Source organism: Caulobacter mirabilis (assembly GCF_002749615.1).
Lineage (GTDB): Bacteria > Pseudomonadota > Alphaproteobacteria > Caulobacterales > Caulobacteraceae > Caulobacter > Caulobacter mirabilis.
Genome location: NZ_CP024201.1, coordinates 2,708,522 through 2,733,444, shown reverse-complemented (window position 1 = coordinate 2,733,444; position 24,923 = coordinate 2,708,522). Strand labels below are relative to the sequence as shown.

Genomic DNA, 24,923 nt, shown 5'->3' with positions numbered 1-24,923 from the left:
GGACGCGGTGAGCTAAACTCACGCGCGAAACCTGTTGGCGCACATCGCATATCCCCGTTCTCTGTCGCGTTTCCCGGGGACCAGCCGCGATGACCGTTATGACTGTGCAGGCTTCCAGGTTCGAGCGTATCGCCGCTCTAGTGGACCAACTCGCAGGGCGAGTCGTCGCGGACGGGCTGCCGAAGGTCGAGCGGGATCGGGCTCGGGCCCAGATTCTCGAATTGATACAGCTGGTCGAGGCCAAGCGGCGGCCGGACGCCCTGGCGCTGTCCCGCGCTCTGGGCCGTCTCTCGGACGCGCTCGCCGATCCGGTTCGCGGCCAGGCCGCGCCGGCTCGCCGTCGGGGCGCTGCGGCGCGTGTCGATCGCTTCCGGCGGGCGCTTCGCCGGATCGGGGTGATCATCGCCGCTTCGGCGACGGTCGCCGCGCCGCAGCTGGCTGCCGCCGCTGTCGGCGATTCGGTGCTGAACCCGGTCACCAACAACAATGAGACGGTGGTCGAGCAGATCAGCCCGGTGCTGGTGCGGACCAACCAGGGCAACTTCATTCTGCTGGCCCAGACCGTCGGCCAGACCTTCACCGACAGCACCACGGATCCGGCCAACCCGGTCAACTACGAGATCACGGCGGTCACCAAGGACTCCGACAACCAGGTCGTCTCGGTCACCGTCAAGAACCTGAGCACCAACGCGACCTCGTCCCAGGCCGTGGTCACCAATCTGTCGGGCGCGATCAACGGCGCGCCGACGCCGGGCGCGCCGGGCGGCGCGGGCAGCGGCGCGGGCAGCTTCACCTTCACGCCGGCGGCGGGCGACCTGAACAACTACGCCAACGCCCAGCACGGCAACAACGGCGGCGACGGCTCCGACGGCGGCGGCGTCCGCATCTGCGCCTTCGGCGGCTGCGTCACCATCGGCAAGAACCCTTCGGCCGGCGGCGCGGGGGCGACCGGTCCGGCGATCGGCGTCAACCTGAATCCGGGCAACTGGGGCGACATCCAGACGGTGTCGAACAACCTGCCCGGCGTGATCGTCTCCAGCGTCGGCGGCAACGGCGGCCAAGGGGGCGACGGCTACGGCGTCGACATCAAGGGCGCGGCCGGCGGCGCCGGCGGCGCCGGCGGTCCGGTCACCGTGACCACCAGCGTCAAGATCGTCACCGGCGGCGACAACGCCGCCGGCGTCTTCGCCCAGAGCCGCGCGGGCAAGGGCGGCGACGGCGGCACCGGCTACATCGCCTCGGGCGGCGGCAGCGGCGGCGGAGCGGCGCAGGGCGGCTCGGTCACCGTCACCAACAACGGTCAGATCGCCACTACCGGGGTCGGCTCGGTCGGCTTGCTGGCCCAGAGCCTGGGCGGCGGCGCAGGCGGCGGCGGCGACAGCTACGGCATCGTCGGCAACAGCGGCAGCGGCTCCGTCGGCGGTCATGGCGGCGCCGTCAAGGTCACCAACAACGGCGACATCCAGACCACCCGCGACGCCTCACACGGCATCCTGGCCCAGTCGATCGGCGGCAGCGGCGGCAACGCCGGCGTGTCCGGTGGCATCGTGGCCTTCGGCGCGAACGGATCGGGCGGCGGCAACGGCGGCTCGGTGGAGGTCGTCGTCAACGGCGGCGTGACGACCGGCGGCAAGAACGCGCGCGGCGTGTTCGCCCAGTCCGTGGGCGGCGGCGGCGGCTCGGCCTCGGCGGTCGGCGGCGTGGTCGGCCTGGGCGGCACCGGCGCGGGCGGCGGCAACGGCTCGACCGTGAAGGTGCAGGTCGGCGGCGCGGGCTCGATCAAGACTGGCGGCGAGGGCTCGGACGGCATCCTGGCGCAGTCGATCGGCGGCGGCGGCGGCGCGGGTTCGGGCGCCGGCGGCCTGGTGGCCCTGGGCGGCTCCGGCGCCGGCGGCGGCACGGGCGGGCAGGTCACCGTCGAGAACGCCGGCCTGATCGAGACCAACGGGGCCTTCTCGCGCGGCGTGTTCGCCCAGAGCGTGGGCGGCGGCGGCGGGGCCGGCGGCTCGGGCGGCGGCCTGGTCACCATCGGCGGCGCCGGCGGCACGGCCAGCGACGGCGGCAAGGTCACGGTCAGCAACAGCGGCGTCATCCGCACCGACAAGGCGATGTCGAGCGCCATTCAGGCTCAGAGCGTGGGCGGCGGCGGCGGCGACGGCGGCAGCACCGGCGGCGTGTTCCTGACCATCGGCGGCAAGGGCGCGGGCGGCGGCAAGTCCGACCTCGTCACCGTCAATCACAGCGGCGACCTGTTCACCAAGGGCGCCGACTCCCACGGCATCTTCGCCCAGAGCGTGGGCGGCGGCGGCGGCAACGGCGGCAACAGCGGTTCGATCAGCCTGTTCGCGGGGGTGGCCATCGGCGGTTCGGCCGGCGGCGGCGGCAAGGGCGGCGACGTCGCGGTCAATCTCAGCCAGCGCAGCATCGCCGCGCCGGGCGGCGGGACGACCCTGGTCGATCCGCTGATCTCGACGGAAGGCGACCGCTCGCGGGGCATCTTCGCCCAGAGCGTGGGCGGCGGCGGCGGCAACGGCGGCTTTGCGGCCCAGGTCACCGGCGGCTACGGCGTCGGCGCCAGCGCGGCGGTCGGCGGCCGGGGCGGCCTCGGCGGCGACGGCGGGATCGTCGACGTCAAGGGCGACGCGACGATCTTCACCAAGGGCGTGGCGTCCGAAGGCCTGTTCGCCCAGAGCGTGGGCGGCGGCGGCGGCAGCGGCGGCTTCGCCGTCTCGTTCGCCTTCTCGGGCGGGGCGGCGGTGGCCGGGGCCTTCTCCGTCGGCCTCGGCGGCGACGCCGGCAACGGCGGCAAGGGCGGCGTGGTCACCGTCGATTCCGGCGGCTCGATCTTCACCGAGAACAACTTCTCGACCGGCCTGGTGGCGCAGAGCGTCGGCGGCGGCGGCGGCACGGGCGGTTTCTCGATCGCCTTCGCCGGCTCCGGCGCGGGGGCGGCGTCCGCCTCGGCCTCGTTGGGCCTGGGCGGCGCGGGCGGCAAGGGCGGGGCGGGCGACCTGGTCGACGCCAGGTTCGACGGCTCGATCCGGACCAAGGGCGACGACGCGCGGGGCGCGGTCATCCAAAGCCTTGGCGGCGGCGGCGGCAACGGCGGCTTCAACGTCAACGGGGCGGTCTCGTTCGCAGGCAAGGCGGCCGGATCAGCGGCGGTGGGCGTTGGCGGCTACGGCGGCGACGGCGGCATCGGCGGCAAGGTCACCGGCCTGGTCGGCGGCCCGGTCCACACCAGCGGCGACCGCTCCGGCGGCGTGGTCGTCCAGAGCCTGGGCGGCGGCGGCGGCGCGGGCGGCTTCAACGTCACCGGAACGGTCGGCGGGGCCGGCGGCTTCGGCGGCGCCCTGTCGGTGGGCGTCGGCGGTTCCGGCGGCGGCGGCGGCGAGGGCGGCGAGGTCACCGGCGGCGCGGGCGGCACGATCCTGACCGAGGGCGACCAGTCCGGCGGTCTGCTGGTGCAGAGCGTCGGCGGCGGCGGCGGTTCGGGCGGCTTCAATGTCTCCGGCGCGATCGGCGGCGCGGGGTCTGTCGGCCTGGGCGCAGCGATCGGCGTCGGCGGTTCCGGCGGCGGCGGCGGCAAGGGCGGCAAGGTGAAGGGCGACGCGCTGGGCGCGGTCCAGACCAAGGGCAAACAGTCTGCCGGCGTGACGGTGCAGAGCATCGGCGGCGGCGGCGGGTCCGGCGCCTTCAACGTGTCCGGTTCGATCGGCGGCGGCGGCGCGGTCGGCGGCGCCCTGTCGGTCGGCGTCGGCGGGGCCGGCGGCGGCGGCGGCGAGGGCGGCGAGGTCGACGCCTCGTCCATGTCGATCCTCACCGAGAAGGACCAGTCCGACGGCTTCCTGGCACAGAGCGTGGGCGGCGGCGGCGGTTCGGGCGGCTTCAACGTGTCCGGCTCCATCGGCGGCGCGAGCTCGGTCGGTGGGGCCATTTCGGTCGGCGTCGGCGGGGCCGGCGGCGGCGGCGGCGAGGGCAAGCGTGTCGGCGCGACGGTGACCGGCGACGTCACCACCCTGGGCGCGGAGTCCGACGGCGTCGTGGCCCAGAGCATCGGCGGCGGGGGCGGCAACGGCGGCTTCAATGTCGCCGCCGGCATCGCCGTTTCGGGCGCGGCCGCCGGTACGATCAACGTCGGCGTGGGCGGTTCGGGCGGAACCGGCGGCAAGTCGGGCGACGTGACCCTGACGGTCACCGGCGCGACCCAGACGGCCGGCAAGGACAGCGACGCCATCATCGCCCAGAGCGTGGGCGGCGGGGGCGGCAACGGCGGCTTCAACGTCACGGCGGGCATCGCGGCCTCGGGCGGCGGCGCGGGGACTCTCGGCGTGGGCGTCGGCGGAACCGGCGGCGGCGGCGGAAACGCCGGGATCGTCACGCTGAAGGTCAACGAGGGCGTCGCCGATCCCAACGACACGCTGCTGGCGGCGCTGACGCTCGGCGACGGCGCCCGGGCGATCCTGGCGCAGAGCATCGGCGGCGGCGGCGGCAATGGCGGCTTCAATGTCACCGGCGGCATCGCCGCGGCCAAGGGCGGCGCGGGGAACGTGGGGGTCGGCGTCGGCGGAGGCGGCGGCGACGGCGGCGACGCCGAGGCGGTTTCGGCCAAGATCACCGGCGACGTGAAGACCAAGGGCAAGGACGCCTCCGGCGTGCTGGCCCAGAGCGTCGGCGGCGGCGGCGGCAACGGCGCGTTCAACGTCTCGGGCGGTCTTTCGGCCTCCAAGAGCGTGTCCGGCAACATCATGGTCGGCGTCGGCGGCTTCGGCGGCGACGGCGGCGACGCCAAGGCGGTCACCGGCGGCGTCACGGGCGACGTCCTGACCCTCGGCGACCGCAGCTTCGGCGTCAGCTACCAGAGCCTGGGCGGCGGCGGCGGCAACGGCGGCTTCAACGTCACCGGCGGCCTGAGCCTGGCCCTGAGCGGCGGCGGAACCGGCACGATTGGCGTCGGGATCGGCGGCTTCGGCGGCGGCGGCGGCGACGCCGGGCTGGTCAACGCCTCGATCATCGGCGACGTCCGCACCGAGGGCAAACAGGCGCACGGCGTCCTGCTGCAAAGCGTCGGCGGCGGCGGCGGGGTCGGCGGCTTCAACGTCACCGGCGGGGCCAGCATCAGCGCCGGGACCAACGGCGTGCTCGGCTTCGGCCTGGGCGGCTTCGGCGGCGGGGGCGGGAACGCCTCCACGGTCACCGGCGTGCTGACGGGCGACGTCACGACTCTGGGCGACGAGTCCTTCGGGGCCATGCTGCAGAGCCTGGGCGGCGCGGGCGGTTCGGGCGGCATGAACGTCACTGGCTCCCTGGCCTTGACGGCGGGCAGCAGCGCGGCGGTTGCGATCGGCCTGGGCGTCGGCGGCTTCGGCGGTGGCGGCGGCGACGCGACCGATGTGACCGGCACGGTCACCGGCCGCTACATCACCACCGGAAACAACGCCGACGGCGTCATCGCCCAGAGCCTGGGCGGCGGCGGCGGCAACGGCGGCCTGAACGTCTCCGGCGTGCTGGCCCTGGGAACCGGCACGGTCGGCACAGGCGTGATCGGCGTCGGCGGTTTCGGCGGCGACGGCGGCAATTCCGGCAAGGTGACCCTGACCCGCGTCGGCGACACCCAGACCGACGGCGCCAATTCCGACGGCGTCATCATCCAGAGCCTGGCCGGCGGCGGCGGCAACGGCGGGATCAACGTCTCGGGCGGCATCGCGGCCACGACCAGCGGCAATGCCGGCAGCCTGGGCATCGGCCTGGGCGGCTTTGGCGGCGGCGGCGGGACCGCGGGCGACGTGAAGGCCTCGGTCACCGGCAACGTCCACGCTCGCGGCCTGGCTTCGGACGTCACCACGCCGGAGACCAAGATCGACTTCACGCCGTTCGGCATTCCGCTCGAGTTCGTCATTCCGGCCAAGCGCACGCGGGCCGACGGTTCGCACGGCATCCTGGCGCAGAGCGTCGGCGGCGGCGGCGGTTCCGGCGGCGTCAACGTCACCGGCGACATCGCGATCACCGCCCCGGGCAGCCGGGCCAGCCGCGCTGTCTCGATCGGCGTCGGCGGCTTCGGCGGCGACGGCGGGAACGCCGGCAAGGTCGATCTGACGGTCAAGGCGCCAGGCGCGGATCGGGTGCAGGTGACGGCGGTGGGCGACGACCGCTCGGCGGCGATCGCTCAATCGATCGGCGGCGGCGGCGGCGCAGGCGGCATCAACGTCTCGGGCAGCATCGCCCTGGACGGCGCCCTGACGCTGGGCGTCGGCGGGTTCGGCGGCGCCGGCGGGACCGGCGCGGACGTCACGGCCAACATTGATGCGGATCTGTTCGCCAGCGGCCACCGTTCGCGCGGCCTGCTGGCCCAGAGCGTAGGCGGCGGCGGCGGTTCCGGGGCGATCAACGTCTCGGGCGGAATCACGGCCAACAAGTCGACCAAGGAGCCGGCGGTGTCGTTCGGCCTGGGCGGCTTCGGCGGCGCGGGCAACATCAGCGGCGACGTCGACGTGGTCCAGAAGGGCCAGGTGATGGTCGACGGGATCGGCGCCGTGGGCGTGCTGGTCCAGAGCGTGGCCGGCGGCGGCGGCTCGGGCGGGCTGAACGTCTCCTCGGCGATCACGGCCGGCGGCGAGAAGGGCTACGCCCTGGGCGTCGGCGTGGGCGGCACGGGCGGAACCGGCGCGGACGCCGGCGACGTGACCCTGAACAGCACCGGCAACATCTTCGTCAACGCCAGGGCCGTGGCCAGCCCGGCGCCGGGCGGCGACGCCTTCGAGTCGGTCCAGTTCACGGGCGACGCCAACGGCATCCTGGCGCAGTCGATCGGCGGCGGCGGCGGGGTCGGCGGCATCAACGCCACCGGCGTGATCGCGCCGTTCGGCAACCCGATGGCCATCGGGGTGGGCGGCAGCGGCGGTTCGGGCGGAGACGGCGGCAAGGTCTCCGTCACCCGCGGCTACGCCAGCGACGGCAGCAGCGCGGCGGCGCTGATCCGCACCTTCGGCGACAATTCGGCGGCCCTGTTCGCCCAGTCGGTCGGCGGCGGCGGCGGCAAGGCCGGCATGAACTTCACCTTCGCGGCCACCGTGGCCCCGGCCGGCGACAACACCGTGGCGGCGCTGATCAGCGTCGGCGGCTCCGGGGCGGGCGCCGGCAGCGGCGACGATGTCGCCGTCAAACACAACGGCAACCTGCTCACCGCCGGAAACGGCAGCGACGGCCTGGTCGCCCAGTCGCTGGGCGGCGGCGGCGGCGACGCCAACTTCAACATCGGCTTCGGCGTCCTGCGCAAGGCCAACGCCCTGAACCTGGCCGTGGGCGGCGCCACCGGCGCCGGCGGCACGGGCGGCGACGTCGACGTCGAGCACAAGGGGATCATCGCCACCGGCGGCGACAACGCCTCGGCGATCCGCGCCCAGAGCATCGGCGGCGGCGGCGGCAACACCGTCCTCGACCTGGCGCTGGGCATCCTCACCAAGAACGCGCTCAGCATCACCGTGGGCCGCCAGGGCGGCGCCGGCGGCGCGGCGGGCGACGTCAAGGTCAAGAGCGACGGCCGCCTGGAAACCAAGGGCGACAAGTCGCACGGCGTTTTCGCCCAGAGCATCGGCGGCGGCGGCGGCGCGAGCAGCGCCACGACGGTCGGCGCCTCGGGCGCCAGCGGGCAGGGCGCCAACGCCGAGTCCTACAGCGGCAGCGTCTCCGTCGGCCTCGAGGGCGGCGTGGGCGCGACCGGCGGCGACGTCGACGTCGACGTCAAGGGCGTGGTCCTGACCGAGGGCGACGAGGCCCGCGGGGTGTTCGCCCAGAGCATCGGCGGCGGCGGCGGCGCCGGCGGCGCGGCCAGCAACGCCATCGTCCGCTCGGCCGGGGCCCTGACCGTGGGTGTCGGCGGAACCGGCGGCACGGGCGCGACCTCGGGCGGCGTCACGGTGGCGAACGCCGGGACCATCTACACCAAGGGCGACAACGCCGAAGGCGTCCTGGCCCAGGCGATCGGCGGCGGCGGCGGCATCGGCGGCCATGCCCGGACCCTGGCCTTCCAGGTCGGCGGCACGCCGTCGACCACGACCTCCAACACCACCTCGATCAACGTCGGCGGCAGCGGCGGCACGGGCGCCGACGCGGGCGCGGTGAAGGTGACCAACACCGGGATCATCGCCACCGAGGGCGATCTGTCGTTCGGCGTCCGGGCCCAGAGCATCGGCGGCGGCGGCGGCATCGGCGGCGCGGCGATCAACGCCCGCCTGCAAGGGACGCGCGCCAGCAACTCGATCGACATCAACGTCGGCGGCGCGGGCGGGACCGGCGGCGCCGGCGGCCTGGTCGAGGTGACCAACCGCGGCCAGATCTTCACCAAGGGACGCGCCGCGTCCGGCATCTCGGCCAACAGCATCGGCGGCGGCGGCGGCGACGCCGGCCTGATCCTCGACGTGGTCGGCGGCGTGGCCGGCGGCTCGAACCAGAGCAACCGCTTCGTCGGTAACTTTGGCGGCAAGGGCGGAACCGGCGGCGTGGGCGGAAACGTCACGGTGACCAACCAGAAGACGGCGGCCGCCAACACCGGCGAGATCGGCACCCTGGGCGACGGCGCGCACGGCATCTTCGCCATGAGCCTGGGCGGCGGGGGCGGCAACGGCTCGTCGGTGATCTCGGTCACGGCGCTCTATACTGGGAACGACAGCATCGCGGCCGGGCTGAACATCGGCGGGGCCGGCGGCTCGGGCAATAGCGCCGGGGTCGTGACGGTGCTCAACGACGGCCTGATCGACACCTCCGGCGCGGGCGCACACGGCATCCTGGCCCAGTCGATCGGCGGCGGCGGCGGCAATGGCGGCATGGTCATCGCGGCCAACGCCATGATCACCAAGAAGGACTCGATCACGCCGCTGCTCTCGGTCGGCGGCCTGGGCGGCGACGGCGGCGACGGCGGCGCGGTCAACGTCACCAACAGCGGCCGGATCATCACCCGCGGCGCCAACTCGCACGGCATCGTGGCCCAGAGCATCGGCGGCGGCGGCGGCAACGCCAACCTGGCCCTCAGCGCCAGCGGCAGCGGCGAAGCCTTCGCCCTGAACAGCGTCGTCAACGTGCTGGTCGGCGGCCTGGGCGGCGGAACCGGCGGCGCGGGCGGCGCGGTCACCGTCAACCATTCCGGCGACATCACCGTGCTCGGCAAGGGCTCGGTGGCGATCAAGGCCGAGAGCATCAACGGCGGCGGCGGCTCGGCGGAGTTCGACTTCTCCGGCATCGTCGGCCTGCCGGGCGTGCCCTTCGTCGGCCCGGGCGGCGCGCATGTCGTGCCTGATCCGGTCATCGAAGGCCGGGCGGGCGGCAAGAACGTCGCCGGCATGAACGCCGGCCTGGTGACCGTGAACACCAGCGGCACGTTCGGCGTCGGCGGCGACAACGGCGTCGGCGTGTTCAACCAGGCCATCGGCGGCGGCGGCGGCTCGGTGCTGCTGCGCGGCGTGCTGGCCACGGGGATCACCGATCCGACCCTGCCGGGGACCGCGGCGCCGATCCACCTGCGCCTGGCCCTCGGCGGCGTCGGCGGCCAGGACAACAACGGCGGCGACATCCGCAGCGGCCACACCGGCCGGATCGTCACCACCGGCCGGAACACGCCGGGGACCCTGGTCCAGTCGATCGGCGGCGGCGGCGGTCGCGGACTGATCGACGTGACCGCGCCGAGCGGGACCCAGGCGGGCCCGATCGAGCTGGCCCTCGGCGGCGAGAACGGCCGCAACGAGACCGGCGGCGACGTCTTCCGCAACCACACGGGCGAGATCATCTCCACGGGCGCCTTCTCGCCGGCGGTGATCCTGCAGAGCATCGGCGGCGGCGGCGGTTCGGCCGGCGTCGTGGTGAACCGCGGCCCGGCGGCGGCGGCCCGATCGGCGGCGGTCACCGCGGCCGGCGGCGTCACGTTGAACGCCGCGCTCGGGGCCAACGGCGGCGCCGGCCTGGACGCCGGGGTCGTCAACGCCGTCTACGGCGGCGGGCTGACGTCCACGGGCGCGGACGCGCCGGTGCTGGTCGTCCAGTCGATCGGCGCGGGCGGCGGTCAGGTTTCGGCGGCCGGCGTCGACAGCCTACAGGTCCGCCTCGGCGCGACCGGCGGCGCGACCGGGAACGGCGGCGCGATCACCGTGGCCAACACCGGCCAGATCCGCTCGGACGGCGACCGTTCGCACGGCGTCTTCCTGCAGTCGATCGGCGGCGGCGGCGGCGCGGTCTTCGGCCGCGCGCCGACGACCCAGGTCACGCGCAGCAACCAGAACGCGGGCGACGGCGGCGCGATCGCCTTCACCCAGACCGGCGACATCCTGGCCTTCGGAAACCAGGCCTATGGCCTGATCGCCCAGAGCCTGGGCGGCGGCGGCGGCTGGGTCGAGGGCGCGTTCGCGGGAACCGCCGGCGGCGCGGGCCGCGGCGGGGCGATCAACCTGGCGATCGCCGGCCAGCTGCTGGCGGCGGGCGAGGGCTCGACGGGCGTCTTCGCCCAGAGCCTGGGCAGCCTGGGCGGCGGCGACATCAGCCTGACGTCCAGCGGCATGATCCGCGGCGGCGGCGGAGCCGGCGCGGGCGTGCGGCTGGACGGCGGCGCCAACAACCTGGTCAGCACCACCGGCTCGATCTCGGCCGTCTCCGGTCTGGCGGTGACCGGGACCACGGGCAACGACCGCATCCGCAACCGCGGCCTGGTCGTCGGCGATCTGGTTCTGGGCGGCGGCCAGAACGCCTTCGTCAACGAGACCGGCGCCAGCTACATCGCCATGCGCCGGATCGATCTGCGCGAGGGCGCCGGCTCGACCGGGACCTTCACCAACAACGGCGCGTTCCTGATGGGCCTGGACGCGCCGAAAGTTCCGCTGGACCTGGCGGCGGGGGCCGGTTTCGCCAACCTGGACAGCGTCGGCGACCGCGCCGCCAACCTCCTCTACGGGACACGGGTGATCAACACGGTCGAGCTGGACGGCGACTTCGTCCAGTCGGCCAGCGGCTACCTGGGCTTCGACGTCGCCTTCGGTCCCTACGCGTCCGACCGGGTCAACGTCACCGGCAACGCGACGGTCGCCGGCCGCGGCGGGATCACCCTGACCTGGCTGGAGAACGCCAATCCGGTGACGCTGTTCGCCACGGGCGGCGCCGGCGTCGACAATGGCCTCAGCATCGTCGACACCCTGGCGCTCGACTACAGCGTCAAGGGCGACGGCGACGGCATCCACCTGTCCTTCGTCAGCAACTTCGGCCAGCCCTTCCTGAACCGCAACGAACGGGCCCTGGGCGGCCACATGGACTCGGCGATCCTGGCCGGCGGGTCCGGCGGCATCGGCCGGATGATGGCGCTGCTGGGCAACATGCAGGCCGGGGACGAGAAGACCTACGCCGCCGTGTTCACCCAGCTGAACCCGGAAGGCTTCCTGGCCCCTCTGCATGTCCAGTACGACTCCGCGGCCAGCTTCTCGCGCGACCTGTTCAGCTGCGGCGCTCCTGGCGTTCCGGTGACCGAGCTCTGTGTCTGGGGCCGGATGGAAGCGGCGTCCTCCGAACGTGACGGCGATGTCGAGAACTACGCGGTCGAAAGCCGCGGCGTCCGGCTCGCGGCCGGCTTCGAGCGCCCGCTCGAGGGCGGTTGGACGGTCAGCGGCGGCTTCGGCTACGACAGCCTCGACCAGATCAAGATCGACGGCGGCCGTCGCGGCCTGATCGAGGGCCACGGCGTCCATGTCGGCCTCGGCTTCAAGCGGCTGAGCGAAGGCGGGACGGAGATCGGAGGCTCGATCACCGGCGGCCTGCAGCAGATGGAGAGCCAGCGCTGGATCGACGTGTTCGATCCGCTGCTCGCCCGGGCGGATTTCGACACCAGCTACGCCCAGGCCAACGTTCGACTGGCGCACACTCTGCGCAGCGGCCGGGTGTTCGTCCGTCCGGCGCTGAATCTGGCGGCGACGGCCCTGCGCCAGGCGGCGTTCGGCGAGAAGGGCGCGGGCGGCCTGGGCGCCCGGGGCGATGCGGAAACCATGATCCTGGGCTCCGCCAATCCCGAGATCGCGCTCGGCGTCACCCTGGCGGAGGGGCCGACCAACACGGCCGCGCTGACCCTGACGGTCGGCGGCGTCTTCCGCTCCAAGGACCGGATCGAGATGCCTTACCGTCTGGTCGGGTCCAACGCTGCGGCGGACCCGGCGATGATCGGCACGCCGCTGGACAAGGAGGCCTGGCGGGTCGGCGTCGACTTCAACATCACCGATAAGGACCGCTTCGCGATCAAGTTCGGCTACTCGGCCGAGTTCGGCGACCAGACCGAAAACCACTCCGGTCGCCTGACCGCGAAGTGGAAGTTCTAGCGACCCCTTTACTCCAGACGCCGCGGGCGGGAACTATCCCGCCCCGAGGCGGTTCGGGGCGTGCGCCGTCCTCGGCGTTTGTGAAAGGGAGCTGGGATGTCGGATTGGCCGGGACGCAGGCGGGGCGGTTCGGCGCGCCTGCCGCCGCCGCCTGGAGCGGGCGTTCCCGGCTTCGACGGACTTCGGCTGACAGTGGACGAGGCCGAAGAGTCGCTGGCCGAGGCCGCCGACCGCCTCGCCCTGCCGAAGTCGCTGTGGACACGCGAGGACTTCAACCTGCTGGCCATCTCCGGCGGGGCGGCGGGCGGCGCCTTCGGGGCGGGCGCGCTGGTCGGCCTGACCCGCGCCGGCGCGCGGCCGCATTTCGCCATCGTCACCGGGGTCAGCACCGGGGCGCTGCTGGCGCCGTTCGCCTTCCTCGGCTCGGACTGGGATGACGAACTGGCCGACGCCTACATCGGCGGTCACGCCAACCGGCTGCTCGGCGGTCCGCTGGGCCCGGCGCTGGGAAGCCTGCTGCGGGCCGAGGGGCTGGAGCGGTTGATCTCGCCCTTCGTCGGCGAACGGATGATCGACGCGGTGGCGCGCGAGCATGCGGCAGGGCGGCGACTGCTGGTGGCGACCACCGACCTGGACCGTCAGAAGACCGTCATCTGGGACATGGGGGCCATCGCGTCACGAGGCGGGGAAGCGGCGGTCGCTCTGTTCCGGGACGTGCTGATCGCCTCGTCCAGCCTGCCGGGCCTGTTTCCGCCGCGGCGGTTCCGGATTGAGATCGACGGCGAAGCCTTCGAGGAGCTGCACGTCGACGGGGGCGTCTCGACGCCGCTGTTCCTGATGCCGGAGGCCATGCTCCGTTGGAAGAAGCTGGGCCGACGTCTGCATCGCGGGCGGGTCTACGTCATCGTCAACACCGTGCTGGAACAGGCGCCGCGGACGACACAGCCGAACCTGCCGTCAGTGCTGATGCGCAGTTTCGACACCATGCTGCGCTTCTCCTACCGTCAAGCGCTGGGCCTGGCGGCGACCTTCTGCGCCGGCCACAACCTGCCGCTCAGCGTCACCTCGATCCTCGACGATCCAAACAACGGCAGCATGCTGAACTTCGACACCGCCAGCATGAAGCGGGTCTTCGACGCGGCGGCGGCCCGCGCGGAAGCGGGGACGCTCTGGACCACGCCGGTCGCCGAGCAACGCGCCGGTCTGCTGGACGGCTTCAGGCCTTGGTAGCCTGTATCGCCGCGATAGCCCTCGGCGTGACCTCGACGCGTCGCCGCGCCAGATCGCAGGGAACCTCGCGATGCGAAACGATGATCAGGCCCTGGCCGGTCTGATCCAGCCGTTTGGCGAGCCGCTTCAGCACCAGCGCTTCGGTCCAGGCGTCCAGGCCCTCGGTCGGCTCGTCCAGCAGCAGCCAGGGGGCTGGACGCAGCAGGGCGCGGGCCAGCGACAGGCGACGACGCTCGCCGCCGGATAGGCGCTCGCCGTTCTCGCCGATCCAGCTGTCGAGGCCGTGGGGCAGGTCGCGCACCCGCTGATCGAGCGCCGCGTCGCGCAGGGCGGCCCAGAAGACCTCGTCGTCGGCGCCCGGCGCGCCAAGCCGCAGGTTCTCGCGCACCGTACCCGCCAGCAGCGCCGCGTCCTGCGGCGCCCAGGCGAAGCAGGCTCGCGAGAAAGCGGGGCCGAGAGCCGCCGGCGTCTGGCCCGCGATCCTGGGGCCGTCCGGATCGGCGCCGCGCAGTCCGAGGAGTTGTTCGATCAGGATGGTCTTGCCGGCGCCGGATGGTCCGGCCAGCAGGACGCGATCACCGGGCGCCAGGCGGCGGCCGGCAAGCTCCAGCGAGGGCGGCCTGTCCGGGCGATCGCCCGAGGCGGCGGCGGGGGCGGCCAACAGGGGTTCAAGCCGCCGACCGGCCTCGGCGACGGCGCCGTCCTGCTCGAAGGCCTTGGCCGCGCCGGCCACGGCTTCGAGCGTGACCAGGGCGGCCAGGCCGGCCAGGGCCGCGAGCGGCAGAGCCGACGGGGCGGCCAGGAGGAAGATGGTCGCGACGCCGAGGCCCGTGATGATCGACTGCGCTGTCTGGATCGTCGCCTGGGCCCGGGCGCCGACAACCTGGGTCTCGGCCAAGGCCCGGCCATGACGATCAAGGGTGTCGACGGCCCAGCCCTCCAGGCCGTAGCAGCGGAGTTCTGGGCCGGCGGCGGCGATCGCCGCGGCGGCGTCCTTCAGCTCGCCTATCTGAACCTGGCGGGCCGCGCCCGGCGCGGCGGTCAGACGCTCGGCCAGCAGCCGTCCGGCGGCGGCCGAGAGGATCGCGAACGCCGCCAGGGCGACGGCCGGCGCCGGCCCGGCGAGCCCGGCGAGGGCGACGCCGATGATCAAGGCTGCGCCGGCGGCCCAGGGAGCGGACAGACGCACGAAGAGGGTCTCGATGGCGTCGACGTCCTGGACCAGCCGTGCGGAGGCCTCCCCGCCGGATAGGGCCAGAGCCTCCTTCGCCGGCGCGCCGGCGAGGGCGCGGAACAGCCTTGGACGCAGGCCGGCCAACGCCTTGAGCGCCGCTTCATGGCCGCTGACGCGTTCCAGATAGCGGAAGGCGGTGCGCAGGATGGCCAGCAGCCGGATCATCGCCGACGGCAGCAGGTAGTTGAAGGTCTGCACCGCCGCCAAGCCGGCCAGGCCGGCCAGCGCGGCGCCGGTGATGAACCAGCCCGAGAGGCCCAGCAGGACGGTGGCGGCGACCGAGACCACGACCGCGGCGGCGGCGGCCAGCAGCAAAGGGCCCCGCCGTCGACGACGCTCCTCGGCGATCAGGCGACGCAGTTCGGGCGCGTGACGCAGGCTCACAGGCGCACCCTGCGGTCGGCCAGCGCGGCGAGAGCCTCGCTGTGGGTGGCGGCCAGGGTCGTGCGACCGCGGGCGGCCTCGGCGATCACCGGCAGCAGGCGCTCGGCGGCCTCCGGGTCGAGATTGGCCGTCGGTTCGTCCAGCAAGAGGATGGGAGCCGGCTTGAGCAGGGCGCGGGCCAGGGCCAGCCGTCGCCGCTCGCCGCCGGAGAGACCGCCGCCGCGCTCGTCGATCCAGGCGTCCAGGCCGTCCGGCCGGGCGGCCAGGGCCCCGGTCAGGCCGACGCGTTCGGCGACCTCGGCGATCTCGGCGCGCGTGGCGTTCCGGCGGGCCAGGGCGATGTTGTCGGCCAGGGTTCCGGCGGCGATCAGCGGCGTCTGTCCGACCCAGGCGATCATCGGCGCGAGATCGCCGACCTCGGCCATCGGGCGATCGTCGACCAGAACCTCGCCGTCGGTGAGCGGCGCCAGGTGGAGCAGCAGGTGCAGCAGGGTGCTCTTGCCGGCCCCGCTGGCGCCGGTCAGAGCCGTGAACGATCCGGCCGGCAGATCGAGGTCGAAGCCGTCGAACACCGGGCGATCCGTGTCCGGATAGACCACGCGCACGGCCTCGAAGCGGATGGCCGGCGCAGTGGCCAGGACGGCTTTCGCGGTCGGCCGCGTCACGGAGACGGGCTCCGACAGGGCCGGAACCGCCGCCTCGGCCAGTTGGCGATCGTGATAGGCCGCCGCCAGCCTGCGCATCGGAGCATAGACTTCCGGCGCCAAGGCCAGAGCGAAGAAGGCGCGCTGCAGGTCCAGGGTTTCCGGAACCGGGAAGGGCAGCAGGCCCAGCAGGTTGAAGCCGCAGTAGACCGCGACCAGGGCGACGGAGAGGGCGGCGAAGAACTCCATCACCCCGGTGGACAGGAAGGCGATGCGCAGAACGCTGATGGTCCGTTCGGCGAGATTGTCCGCGGATCGGGCCAAGCGGCCGCTCTGGGCCTCCTCGGCCTGGAAGGCCAGGATCAACGGCAGGGCGCGGACCCGGTCCAGGAACAGGCCGGACAGCCGAGCCAGCGCCTGGAACTGTTTCCGTGAGGCGTCCGCGGCCGCCAGGCCGGCCAGGGCCATGCCGACGACGAAGGGCGGCAGGGTCGCCAACAGGATGCCGGCGCTGACCGGGCTGGCGAACGCAACCGCCGCGATCGCCAGAAGAGGCGCGACAACCGCCGCGAATCGAGCCGGCGCGAATCGAGCGAAGTAGCCGTCCAGCGCCTCGACGCCTTCGACCGCCGCCGTCATCCGCTCCCCGGCGCTGCGCCCGTCATCGGGGGCTCGGTCGATCAGTGCGCCGACGGCCTGGCGACGGGCCTGGGCCTTGATCTCCGCCGCGGCGCGCGCGCCGGCGCGGGCCGATAGGCCGGACAGCAGGCCGCGCGACGCCAGGGAGACGGCCGCCAGGACCAGCCAGGGCGCGGAAGCCGCAAGGCCTTGCGGCAGAAGGGCGAGGGCGCGGGCCAGGCCGCCGGCGAAGCCGATGGCGGCCAGAACGTCTACGATCAGCCAGACGCCGGCGAGTTGCAGCGCAGGATCGCCCGGTTTCGCGGCGGCGCGCAGCCACGCGCGCTGGCGCGGGTCGAGAACGCCGTGAGCCGTCATTGAAGCCATTCGACCCGTATACAGGGGAATACCGGATGGCGCCTTGATCGAGATCAAGGAAGATCAGCGAGGACTAGCCTAGTCGAAGCCCCAGGCGACCGACCGGCCGCCGCCCGAGCGGAGCTTTCCATGGACCTCGCCGTCGTCGACCTATCCCGCCTTCAGTTCGCTCTGACGGCGCTCTACCACTTCCTGTTCGTGCCCCTGACCCTGGGGCTGTCGTTCCTGCTGGTCATCATGGAGAGCATCTATGTGATGACCAATCGCCCCATCTGGCGGACCATCACCCGCTTCTGGGGCACGCTGTTCGGCATCAACTTCGTGCTGGGCGTGGCGACCGGGATCACCATGGAATTCCAGTTCGGGATGAACTGGTCCTACTACTCCCACTACGTCGGCGACATCTTCGGGGCGCCGCTGGCCATGGAAGGGCTGATGGCCTTCTTCCTGGAGGCGACCTTCGTCGGGCTGATGTTCTTCGGCTGGGACCGGCTGAGCAAGGTCGGGCACCTGGCGGTGACCTTCCTGGTGGCGCTCGGCACCAACTTCTCGGCCCTGTGGATCCTCATCGCCAACGGCTGGATGCAGAACCCGGTCGGCGCCGATTTCAATCCCGCGACCATGCGGATGGAAGTCTCCGACTTCATGGCCGTACTGTTCAATCCGGTCGCCCAGGCCAAGTTCGTGCACACGGTCAGCGCCGGCTACGTCATCGCCTCGCTGTTCGTGCTCGGCGTCTCGTCCTGGTACCTCCTCAGGGGCAGATGGACGAGCGTGGCCAAGCGCTCCTTCACCGTCGCGGCCGCCTTCGGTCTGGCCTCGTCGCTGTCGGTCGTCGTCCTGGGCGACGAAAGCGGCTACGCCCTGACCGACAACCAGAAAATGAAGCTGGCGGCGCTGGAGGCCATGTGGCGCACCGAACCGGCGCCGGCCGGCCTGGCCGCCTTCGGCATTCCCAGCGTGAAGGACCGCGAGACCCATTTCGAGGTCAAGATTCCCTACGTCCTGGGCCTGATCTCGACCCGCAGCATCGACCGGCCGGTGGTCGGCATCTTCGAACTGGTCGCCGTGGCCGAGGACCGGATCGAGAACGGGGTGAAGGCCTACGACGCCCTCGAGGCCTACAAGGCCAATCCCAAGGACCTTGACGCCCGCGGCCGCTTCGAGCTGCACCGGCGGGACCTGGGCTACGGCCTGCTGCTGAAGCGGTACGTCGACGATCCGCGCAAGGCGGACCGGGCGACGATCCAGAAGGCCGCCTGGGACACCGTGCCCAACGTGCCGCTGATGTTCTGGGCTTTCCGGATCATGGCCGGGGTCGGCTTCCTGATGATCGGGATTTTCACGGTCGCCTTCATCCTGGCCACGCGGCGGAACTTCCAGACCCGATGGTTCCTGTGGGCCGTCGTCTGCGCCATGCCGCTGCCTTGGCTCGCGGCGGAGATGGGCTGGGTCTTGGCCGAGGTCGGCCGTCAGCCCTGGGCCGTGGAAGGCGTCCTGCCGACCTTCTTGGGGGCCTCCAGCCTGACCGTGCCGCAGCTGTGGGCCACGATCATCGGCTTCACCGCCTTCTATGGGGCGCTGGCCGTGGTCGAGGTCGGGCTGATGCTCCGCGCCATCAAGAAAGGGCCGTTCGCCCACACGCTTCCAGAGCCTGAAGACGACGCCGCCTTCGATCCGGCGACCGCCTGATCCACGCCCGTTCCAAAGGACCTTGAGATGATGGAACTTCCCCTCGACTACGCGACGCTCCGGACGATCTGGTGGCTGTTGCTGGGCGTGCTGCTGATCGCGTTCGCTCTGACCGACGGCTTCGACATGGGCGTGGGCGCGCTGCTGCCCTTCGTCGCCCGCAATGATGAAGAGCGCCGGATGGTGATCAACACCATCGGCGCGACCTGGGAAGGCAACCAAGTCTGGTTCATCCTCGGCGGCGGCGCGATCTTCGCCGCCTGGCCGATGGTCTACGCCGTCAGCTTCTCCGGCTTCTACCTGGCCATGTTCGTGGTGCTGTCGGCGATGATCCTGCGGCCGGTGGCCTTCAAGTACCGCTCAAAACGGCCAGAGGCCCGCTGGCGGGCGGCCTGGGACTGGGCGCTGTTCATCGGCGGCTTCGTGCCCGTGCTGGTGTTCGGCGTGGCGGTCGGCAATGTCCTGCAGGGCGCGCCCTTCCGGCTCGATACCGACCTGCGCGCCTTTTACGAGGGCTCGTTCTTCGGCCTGTTCACGCCCTTCACCCTGATCTGCGGCCTGCTGTCGGTCGCCATGCTGGTTTTGCACGGCGCCGCCTGGCTGGGAGTGAAGGCCGAGCGCGGCCCGGTTCTCGACCGGGCCCGGACCTTCGGGACCGTGGCCGCTTTCGCCAGCCTGGCCCTGTTCGGCATCGGCGGCCTGTTCGCAGCCTTCGGCGACCTGGGCTTCCGGATCGAGAGCGCGGTCGACGCCAATGGTCCCTCCAACCCGCTCCATGCGGTGATGACCGCCGCGCCAGGCGCCTGGCTCGACAACTACGGCCGGCATCCATGGATGCTGATCGCCCCCGTGCTCGGCTTCGGCGGCGTCGTGATCGCTCTGATCGGCCTGTGGCGGCGGTCGGACGCGCTGGCCTTCGGCGGGTCTTCGGCCTCGACGCTGGGGATCATCTCGACGGTCGGCCTGTCGATGTTCCCGTTCATCCTGCCCAGCACGATCGACGCGCGCTCGAGCCTGACGGTCTGGAACGCTTCCTCCAGTCACCTGACCCTGTTCGTGATGCTGCTGGGGACCGTGGTCTTCCTGCCGCTGATCCTGATCTACACGGCCTGGGTCTACAAAGTGCTGTGGGGCCGCAGCAGCACCGCCGCCCTCAAGACCAACCCCGACCTCTACTAGCCGAAGGGAGCTAGAAGCATGTGGTACTTCGCCTGGATCCTCGGCCTTGGACTGGCCGTCGCCTTCGGCGTCCTCAACGGCGTTTGGCACGAATTCCGTCTCGCCGACGAAGGCGACGAGGGCCTGTCCGAACCATGACCCCGCCGCCCGCTCGCCGCCGCTCGACCGGGGCGAACTGATCGCCGCTGCGACGGCCGGACGCCGCGCTACGCCAGCTACCCGGCCGCGGCGACGTTCGACGCCGGTCTGGATCCGTCGGCGCGTCGCCACGCGCGAGCGCTCTAAGGGCTGACGCGGGCCCGTCGCTCTGTCTATGGTCCGTCTCTGGACGGGAGGCAGGGCGATGACGCCGATCGAAGCGCTGGAGGGCGTCACCTCGGCGCGGTTTCACCAGGAGATCATCCCGGCCGCGCGGCCCGTGATCCTGCGCGGCCTCGTGCGCGACTGGCCGATCGTCGAGGCGGGGCGGCGCTCGCCGGAAGCCTTGCGCGACTACCTGATGGGGTTCGACGCCGGCGGGCCTGCGCCGATCCTCGAGGGGCCTCCCGAGATCGCGGGGCGCTTCTTCTACGACGCCGCCATGAACGGCTTCAATTTCCGCAAGGGGACGGCGGGCCTGGCGCAGGTCTTCGAGACGCTGCTGGCCCATGCCGGCGACGAGCGTCCTCCGGCCTTGGCGTTGCAGTCTCTGCCGGTGCGGGGGGGACTGCCGGGCCTGGAGGCGGACAATCCGATGCCGCTGCTGAACAACGCCATCGAGCCGCGGATCTGGCTGGGGAACCGAGTGATCGTGGCGGCCCATCACGACCCGACCGAGAACATCGCCTGCGTCGCCGCGGGCCGGCGGCGGTTCACCCTGTTCCCGCCCGAGCAGGTCGCCAACCTCTACATGGGGCCGTTCGAGATGACGCCGGCGGGCGTCGCCATCAGCATGGTCGACTTCGACGCGCCCGACCGCGCGGCGCATCCTCGTTTCGCCGAGGCCGAGGCGGCGGCGCTGGTCGCCGATCTGGAGCCGGGGGACGCCATCTACATCCCGTATCTGTGGTGGCATCACGTCCGCTCGCTCGACCCGGTGAACCTGCTGGTGAACTACTGGTGGACGCCGCCGGCGCCAGGCCGCGGCGGGCCTCAGGAGGCGCTGTTCCACGCGATGGTGGCGATCAAGGCGTTGCCGGAGCCGCATCGGCGGGCTTGGAAGGCGATGTTCGACCACTATGTGTTCGAGCTCGACGGCCCGGCGGCGGAGCATCTGCCGCCGAAACGGCGTGGCGTGCTGGGCGAGCTGACCCCGCAGATGTTGCGCGACGTGCGGACCGCGATCGCCCGATCGCTGGCGCGATAGGCCGGGACTGGCGTATAGGCGGCCAACCTCCTTCTTCGACCCGGGATTCCGTGATGACCGCCATCCAACTCAAGCGCTGGAACATCTCGCTCGGCGACGGCCAGCCGCTGGTCGTCATCGCCGGCCTGAACGTCCTGGAGGATCTCGACCTGGCGCTCGAGGTCGGCCGCAGGCTGAAGGCGATCACCGCCGAGCTGGGGCTGCCCTACGTGTTCAAGGCCAGCTTCGACAAGGCTAACCGCTCGTCGATCAAGAGCTATCGCGGCCCCGGCCTGAAGGATGGCCTGGCCATGCTGGCCGAGGTCAAGAAGCAGCTCGACGTGCCGATCTGCACCGACCTGCACGAGGTCGACCAGGCCGAGCCGGTCGCCGCCGTCGCCGATCTGGTCCAGGTGCCGGCCTTCCTGGTCCGCCAGACCGACCTGGTGGTCGCCGCCGCCCGCGCCACGGCCGCCGCCGGCGGCTGGCTACACGTCAAGAAGGCCCAGTTCCAGGCGCCCTGGGACTGCAAGAACATCATCAGCAAGGCGCGCGAAGCGGCGCCCGACCTCGACATCATCCTGTGCGAGCGCGGCAGCTCGTTCGGCTACAACAACCTGGTCGTCGACATGCTGGCGATCGGCGAGATGCAGCGGCTGGGCGTGCCGGTGACCATCGACGCGACGCACGCCGTGCAGCTGCCGGGCGCCGATCCGCGCACCAACGGCGGCTCGACCGGCGGCCGTCGCGAAGGCGTTCCGATCATCGCCAAGGCCGCCGTGGCCGCGGGCGCCGACGGGGTGTTCCTCGAATTCCACCCCGATCCCGACAAGGCCCTGTGCGACGGCCCCAGCGCCCTGCCGCTGGACGCCGCCGAGGGCCTGCTGAAGACCCTCAAGGCCGTCCACGCCGCCGTCCGGAACTAGAGCCGGGCGTAGAGGAACTGCGGGATGTAGAAGCGGCGCTTGTTCAGCACCACGCCGAAGACCGTCCCGCCGGCGCTCTCGATACGACGGATCAGGTTCTCGACCACGGGGGCGCGGGTCCGCTCGGCCTCCACCACCGCCAGCGTCAGGTCGGCCAGCGGCGCCAGCAGCACGCCGGCGGCCGAGCGTTGCACCGGCGGACTGTCCACCACGATCAGCGGATAGGTCTGGCGCGCGGCGGTCAGCAGCGCCGCCCAGCGCTCCTCGGGCAGGGGTCGGCCGGGCAGGTTCAAAGGGGCGGTGACGTAGAGATTGCTGTCGTTGACCCGCAGGATGCGGTCCCGTCGCGAGACGACTTCCAGGCTGGCGCCGCCGCGTTTCAGCAGGTCGGCGAGGCCGCCGCGCTCCGCCGGTTCGACATCCACCAGCAGCACCTTGGCCCGGGATCGCTGGGCGCGGTGCAGGGCCATGTCCAGCGCCAGGGTGCTGACCCCTTCGCCGTCGTCGGCGGCGATCCACTGCATCACCGCGGGGCCGTCGCCGGCGACGCTGCGCAGCAGGCGATGCAGGATGTTGGCGTCGTCGGCCGTCATCCTGCCCGGCGTCGGGCGCCAGAGCGGCGCGCGGGGGGCGTCGTTCGCGCCCTGGGGCACGGAGGCCAGGATCGGCAGGTCGAGCTTGGCCTCGACGTCGGCCGGCGTGACCATCACCTGCTGGGTCGCGGCCGAGAGCACGATCACGGCCAAGGCGGCCAGTCCGCCCAGCACCACGCCGGCCGCCAGCAGGATCAGGCGGCCGGCGCGACCCTTGGTCGGCGGCTCGGCGCGCTGGATGATCCGGACGTTGGCCTGGGCCCCGGCCAGGGCGCCTTCGAGACGCACGTCTTCACTGCGCCGCGCGATGTCCTGATAGGCCCCTTCGAGCAGGGCCCGGTCGCGCAGCAGTTCGCGGTACTGCGGCCCGATGCGGATCAGCTGCGCCAGGCGTTCGCCGTTGGCCCCCAGCGACTGGGCCGCCTTGGCCCGCGCCGCCTCCAGCGCCGCCGCCTCGCCGCGGGTGGTGGCCAGTTGGGTGTCGAGCTCCTGGTAGACCGGGTTGGCCCCGCGGCGGACCAGGGCGGTCTGCTGCGGCGGCGCGGCCTCGATCGCGCCCTCCAGGCCGGCGATCTGGCGATCCAGCTCGGCGACCAGCGGATAGCCGTCGCGATAGCGGGCGGCCGCCACCCGTCGCTGCTCCTTGAGGGCCATCAGGGCCGTGGTCAGGGACTCGACCTGCTGCGAGCGGGCGGAGTCGATGTTCAGAGTGATCTCGCGCGGGGCGCTGCGGATCTCGCCCGCCAGCCGACCCGCCCGCCCGCCCGCGGCCGACAGCTGCTGGTCCAGGCTGTGGATCTGGCCGGCGAGGGCGGTCTGCTGGGTCTGGACCGCGATCAGTTCCTGATTGTAGTCGCCCAGCTGATGTTCGTTCGAGAAGGCGGCGATGCGGTCCTCGACGCCGGACAGCCGCATCTGCAGGTCCGCCTGCTGCTCGCGGGCGGCCTTCACGTCGGAGCGCTCGAACACGTCGCGCCGATCGCGGATGTAGAGCTCCACCAGCCGGTTCAGCAGGTCCGCCGAGATGCGCGCGTCACGGTGCCTCAGATGCAGCTCGATGACGTTGGACGCGGGAACGTTCTCGATCCGCAGGTCCTTCGACAGCCGCTCCAGCGCCTGGTCCATGCCGCGCTGGGTGTCGGGGAAGGCCGGATAGACGCGCTGCATGCCGACGGCGCGGATGGCCCGCTCCTGCAGGTCTCGCGACTTCAGGATCTCGATCTCGGCGTTGACGATCTGGGCGCGGTCGAAGACCTGGCTGGGTCCGTTGCCGGCGACGCCGCCGCGGAAGACGTAGTCGTCGCCCGGCAGGATCAGCAGTCGCGACTGCGCGGTGTAGATCGGCTTGGCGATCGCCGCGAGCATCAGCGCCAGGATGACCGGGATCAGGAACACCAGAAGCGCCGGCTTCCAGTAGTAGAACGCCGGAGTCAGCAGATCGCGCGCCGTGAATCCCGCCCGGCTGGCGGGACGCGACGGTCCGGCGTCTGAATAGGTCCGATCGGTCAACGCGAGGCTCGGGGGCTGGGCATTTCCTGTCCAAACGCCGCGGTCGCCATGCTGCGGACGGGGGAATCAGCGAACGATGCTCAAGTCTAGCAGAACGGCGGCGCGGCTTTGCATTCCCTGCCGTTTGCGGGGACATTGGGGGGCGGGGCCGAATCCAACCGGCGCAAGGCCCGGAGGAGTTTCGCCGATGTGGCGATTGCTGGCCCTGTTCCTTGTCCTGGCGTCGCCGGCGCTCGCCCAGCCGCAGCCCCGGGTGAGCTACGACCCCTGGGCCGCATCCGACTATCTCTACGAGGTCATGCCGGGCGACGAGCTGAGCCTGAACTTCTTCGTCAACCCGGACCTGAACACCCGGGTGGTCGTCGGGCCGGACGGCCGCGGCGTCTTCCCGCTGGTCAGCGGCGTCGCCGTGGCCGGCCAGACGCCCGAGGTCGTCAGCCAGATTCTCACCGACGCCTACGGCTCGATCCTGCGCAATCCGCAGGTCGAGGCCCTGGTGGCGACCTATGGCTCGTCACAGGTCTATGTGGGCGGAGAGGTGCGCACGCCCGGCGTTCATCCGCTGCGCGGGCGGATCAATGTCGCCCAGGCGATCGTCGCGGCCGGCGGCTTCCAGGATACGGCCAAGACCGGCAAGGTCGCCGTGTTGCGCCGCCGCGTCGCCGACAACCGCCTGCTGGTGCGCTACGTCGACGTGAAGGCGATGCTGAAGGGGCAGGCGAGCGACGACTTCCAGATCCTGCCCGGCGACCTGGTCTTCGTGCCGCGCAGCAACATCGCCGAGGTGAACCTGTTCGTGCGCCAGTACCTGAACGGGGTGCTGCCGTTCAACTTCGGCTTCAGCTACGACATCAACCGCAACTGAAGCGGTGCC

Annotated in this window: 11 protein-coding genes; 8 read left to right on the top strand and 3 right to left on the bottom strand. The window is 72.3% G+C overall.

The window, feature by feature from the left end; translation table 11 throughout:
- Positions 1–89: 89 nt before the first annotated feature.
- Both CSW64_RS13210 and CSW64_RS13205 read left to right on the top strand, forming a co-directional pair.
- A complete protein-coding gene (locus CSW64_RS13210; protein ID WP_150131407.1) occupies positions 90–12,338 on the top strand; it encodes an autotransporter outer membrane beta-barrel domain-containing protein in 12,249 nt (4,082 codons plus the stop codon).
- Positions 12,339–12,434: 96 nt separating this feature from the next.
- On the top strand, positions 12,435–13,568 hold the full coding sequence (locus CSW64_RS13205) for a patatin-like phospholipase family protein (protein WP_099622556.1): 1,134 nt from the start codon (positions 12,435–12,437) through the stop codon (positions 13,566–13,568).
- Here CSW64_RS13205 and CSW64_RS13200 read toward each other — a convergent pair.
- Both CSW64_RS13200 and cydD read right to left on the bottom strand, forming a co-directional pair.
- On the bottom strand, positions 13,555–15,186 hold the full coding sequence (locus tag CSW64_RS13200) for an amino acid ABC transporter ATP-binding/permease protein (protein WP_245863691.1): 1,632 nt from the start codon (positions 15,184–15,186) through the stop codon (positions 13,555–13,557). The two genes, CSW64_RS13205 and CSW64_RS13200, sit on opposite strands and share 14 nt — an antisense overlap.
- Positions 15,183–16,826: a thiol reductant ABC exporter subunit CydD gene (gene cydD / locus CSW64_RS13195; protein WP_425430344.1), complete on the bottom strand. Its 1,644-nt coding sequence runs from the start codon at positions 16,824–16,826 to the stop codon at positions 15,183–15,185. The genes CSW64_RS13200 and cydD overlap by 4 nt, the downstream gene beginning before the upstream one ends.
- A gap of 129 nt (positions 16,827–16,955) precedes the next feature.
- Between cydD and CSW64_RS13190 the strand changes: the two genes are divergently transcribed.
- The 5 genes from CSW64_RS13190 to kdsA all read left to right on the top strand — a co-directional run bounded on the left by CSW64_RS13190 (position 16,956) and on the right by kdsA (position 21,947).
- Positions 16,956–18,518, top strand: a complete 1,563-nt coding sequence (locus CSW64_RS13190) for a cytochrome ubiquinol oxidase subunit I (protein ID WP_099622554.1) — start codon at positions 16,956–16,958, stop codon at positions 18,516–18,518.
- 30 nt (positions 18,519–18,548) lie between these two features.
- On the top strand, positions 18,549–19,697 hold the full coding sequence (cydB, locus tag CSW64_RS13185) for a cytochrome d ubiquinol oxidase subunit II (protein WP_099624235.1): 1,149 nt from the start codon (positions 18,549–18,551) through the stop codon (positions 19,695–19,697).
- Between the two features lie 18 nt (positions 19,698–19,715).
- Complete coding sequence (gene cydX, locus CSW64_RS13180) at positions 19,716–19,835, top strand: cytochrome bd-I oxidase subunit CydX (protein ID WP_099622553.1); 120 nt, start codon at positions 19,716–19,718, stop codon at positions 19,833–19,835.
- 205 nt (positions 19,836–20,040) lie between these two features.
- Entirely contained in the window at positions 20,041–21,042 is a 1,002-nt protein-coding gene (locus CSW64_RS13175) for a cupin-like domain-containing protein (protein ID WP_099622552.1), read from the top strand.
- Positions 21,043–21,095: 53 nt separating this feature from the next.
- On the top strand, positions 21,096–21,947 hold the full coding sequence (gene kdsA, locus CSW64_RS13170; protein ID WP_099622551.1) for a 3-deoxy-8-phosphooctulonate synthase: 852 nt from the start codon (positions 21,096–21,098) through the stop codon (positions 21,945–21,947).
- On the opposite strand, the gene CSW64_RS13165 is transcribed toward kdsA, so the two are convergent.
- Positions 21,944–24,049 (bottom strand): GumC family protein, encoded by a 2,106-nt coding sequence (locus tag CSW64_RS13165; protein WP_099622550.1) that lies wholly within the window; start codon positions 24,047–24,049, stop codon positions 21,944–21,946. The genes kdsA and CSW64_RS13165 overlap by 4 nt on opposite strands.
- A 187-nt stretch (positions 24,050–24,236) precedes the next feature.
- On the opposite strand from CSW64_RS13165, the gene CSW64_RS13160 reads away from it, so the two are divergent.
- Positions 24,237–24,914: a polysaccharide biosynthesis/export family protein gene (locus CSW64_RS13160; RefSeq protein ID WP_172448544.1), complete on the top strand. Its 678-nt coding sequence runs from the start codon at positions 24,237–24,239 to the stop codon at positions 24,912–24,914.
- The last annotated feature ends 9 nt before the right edge of the window (positions 24,915–24,923 follow it).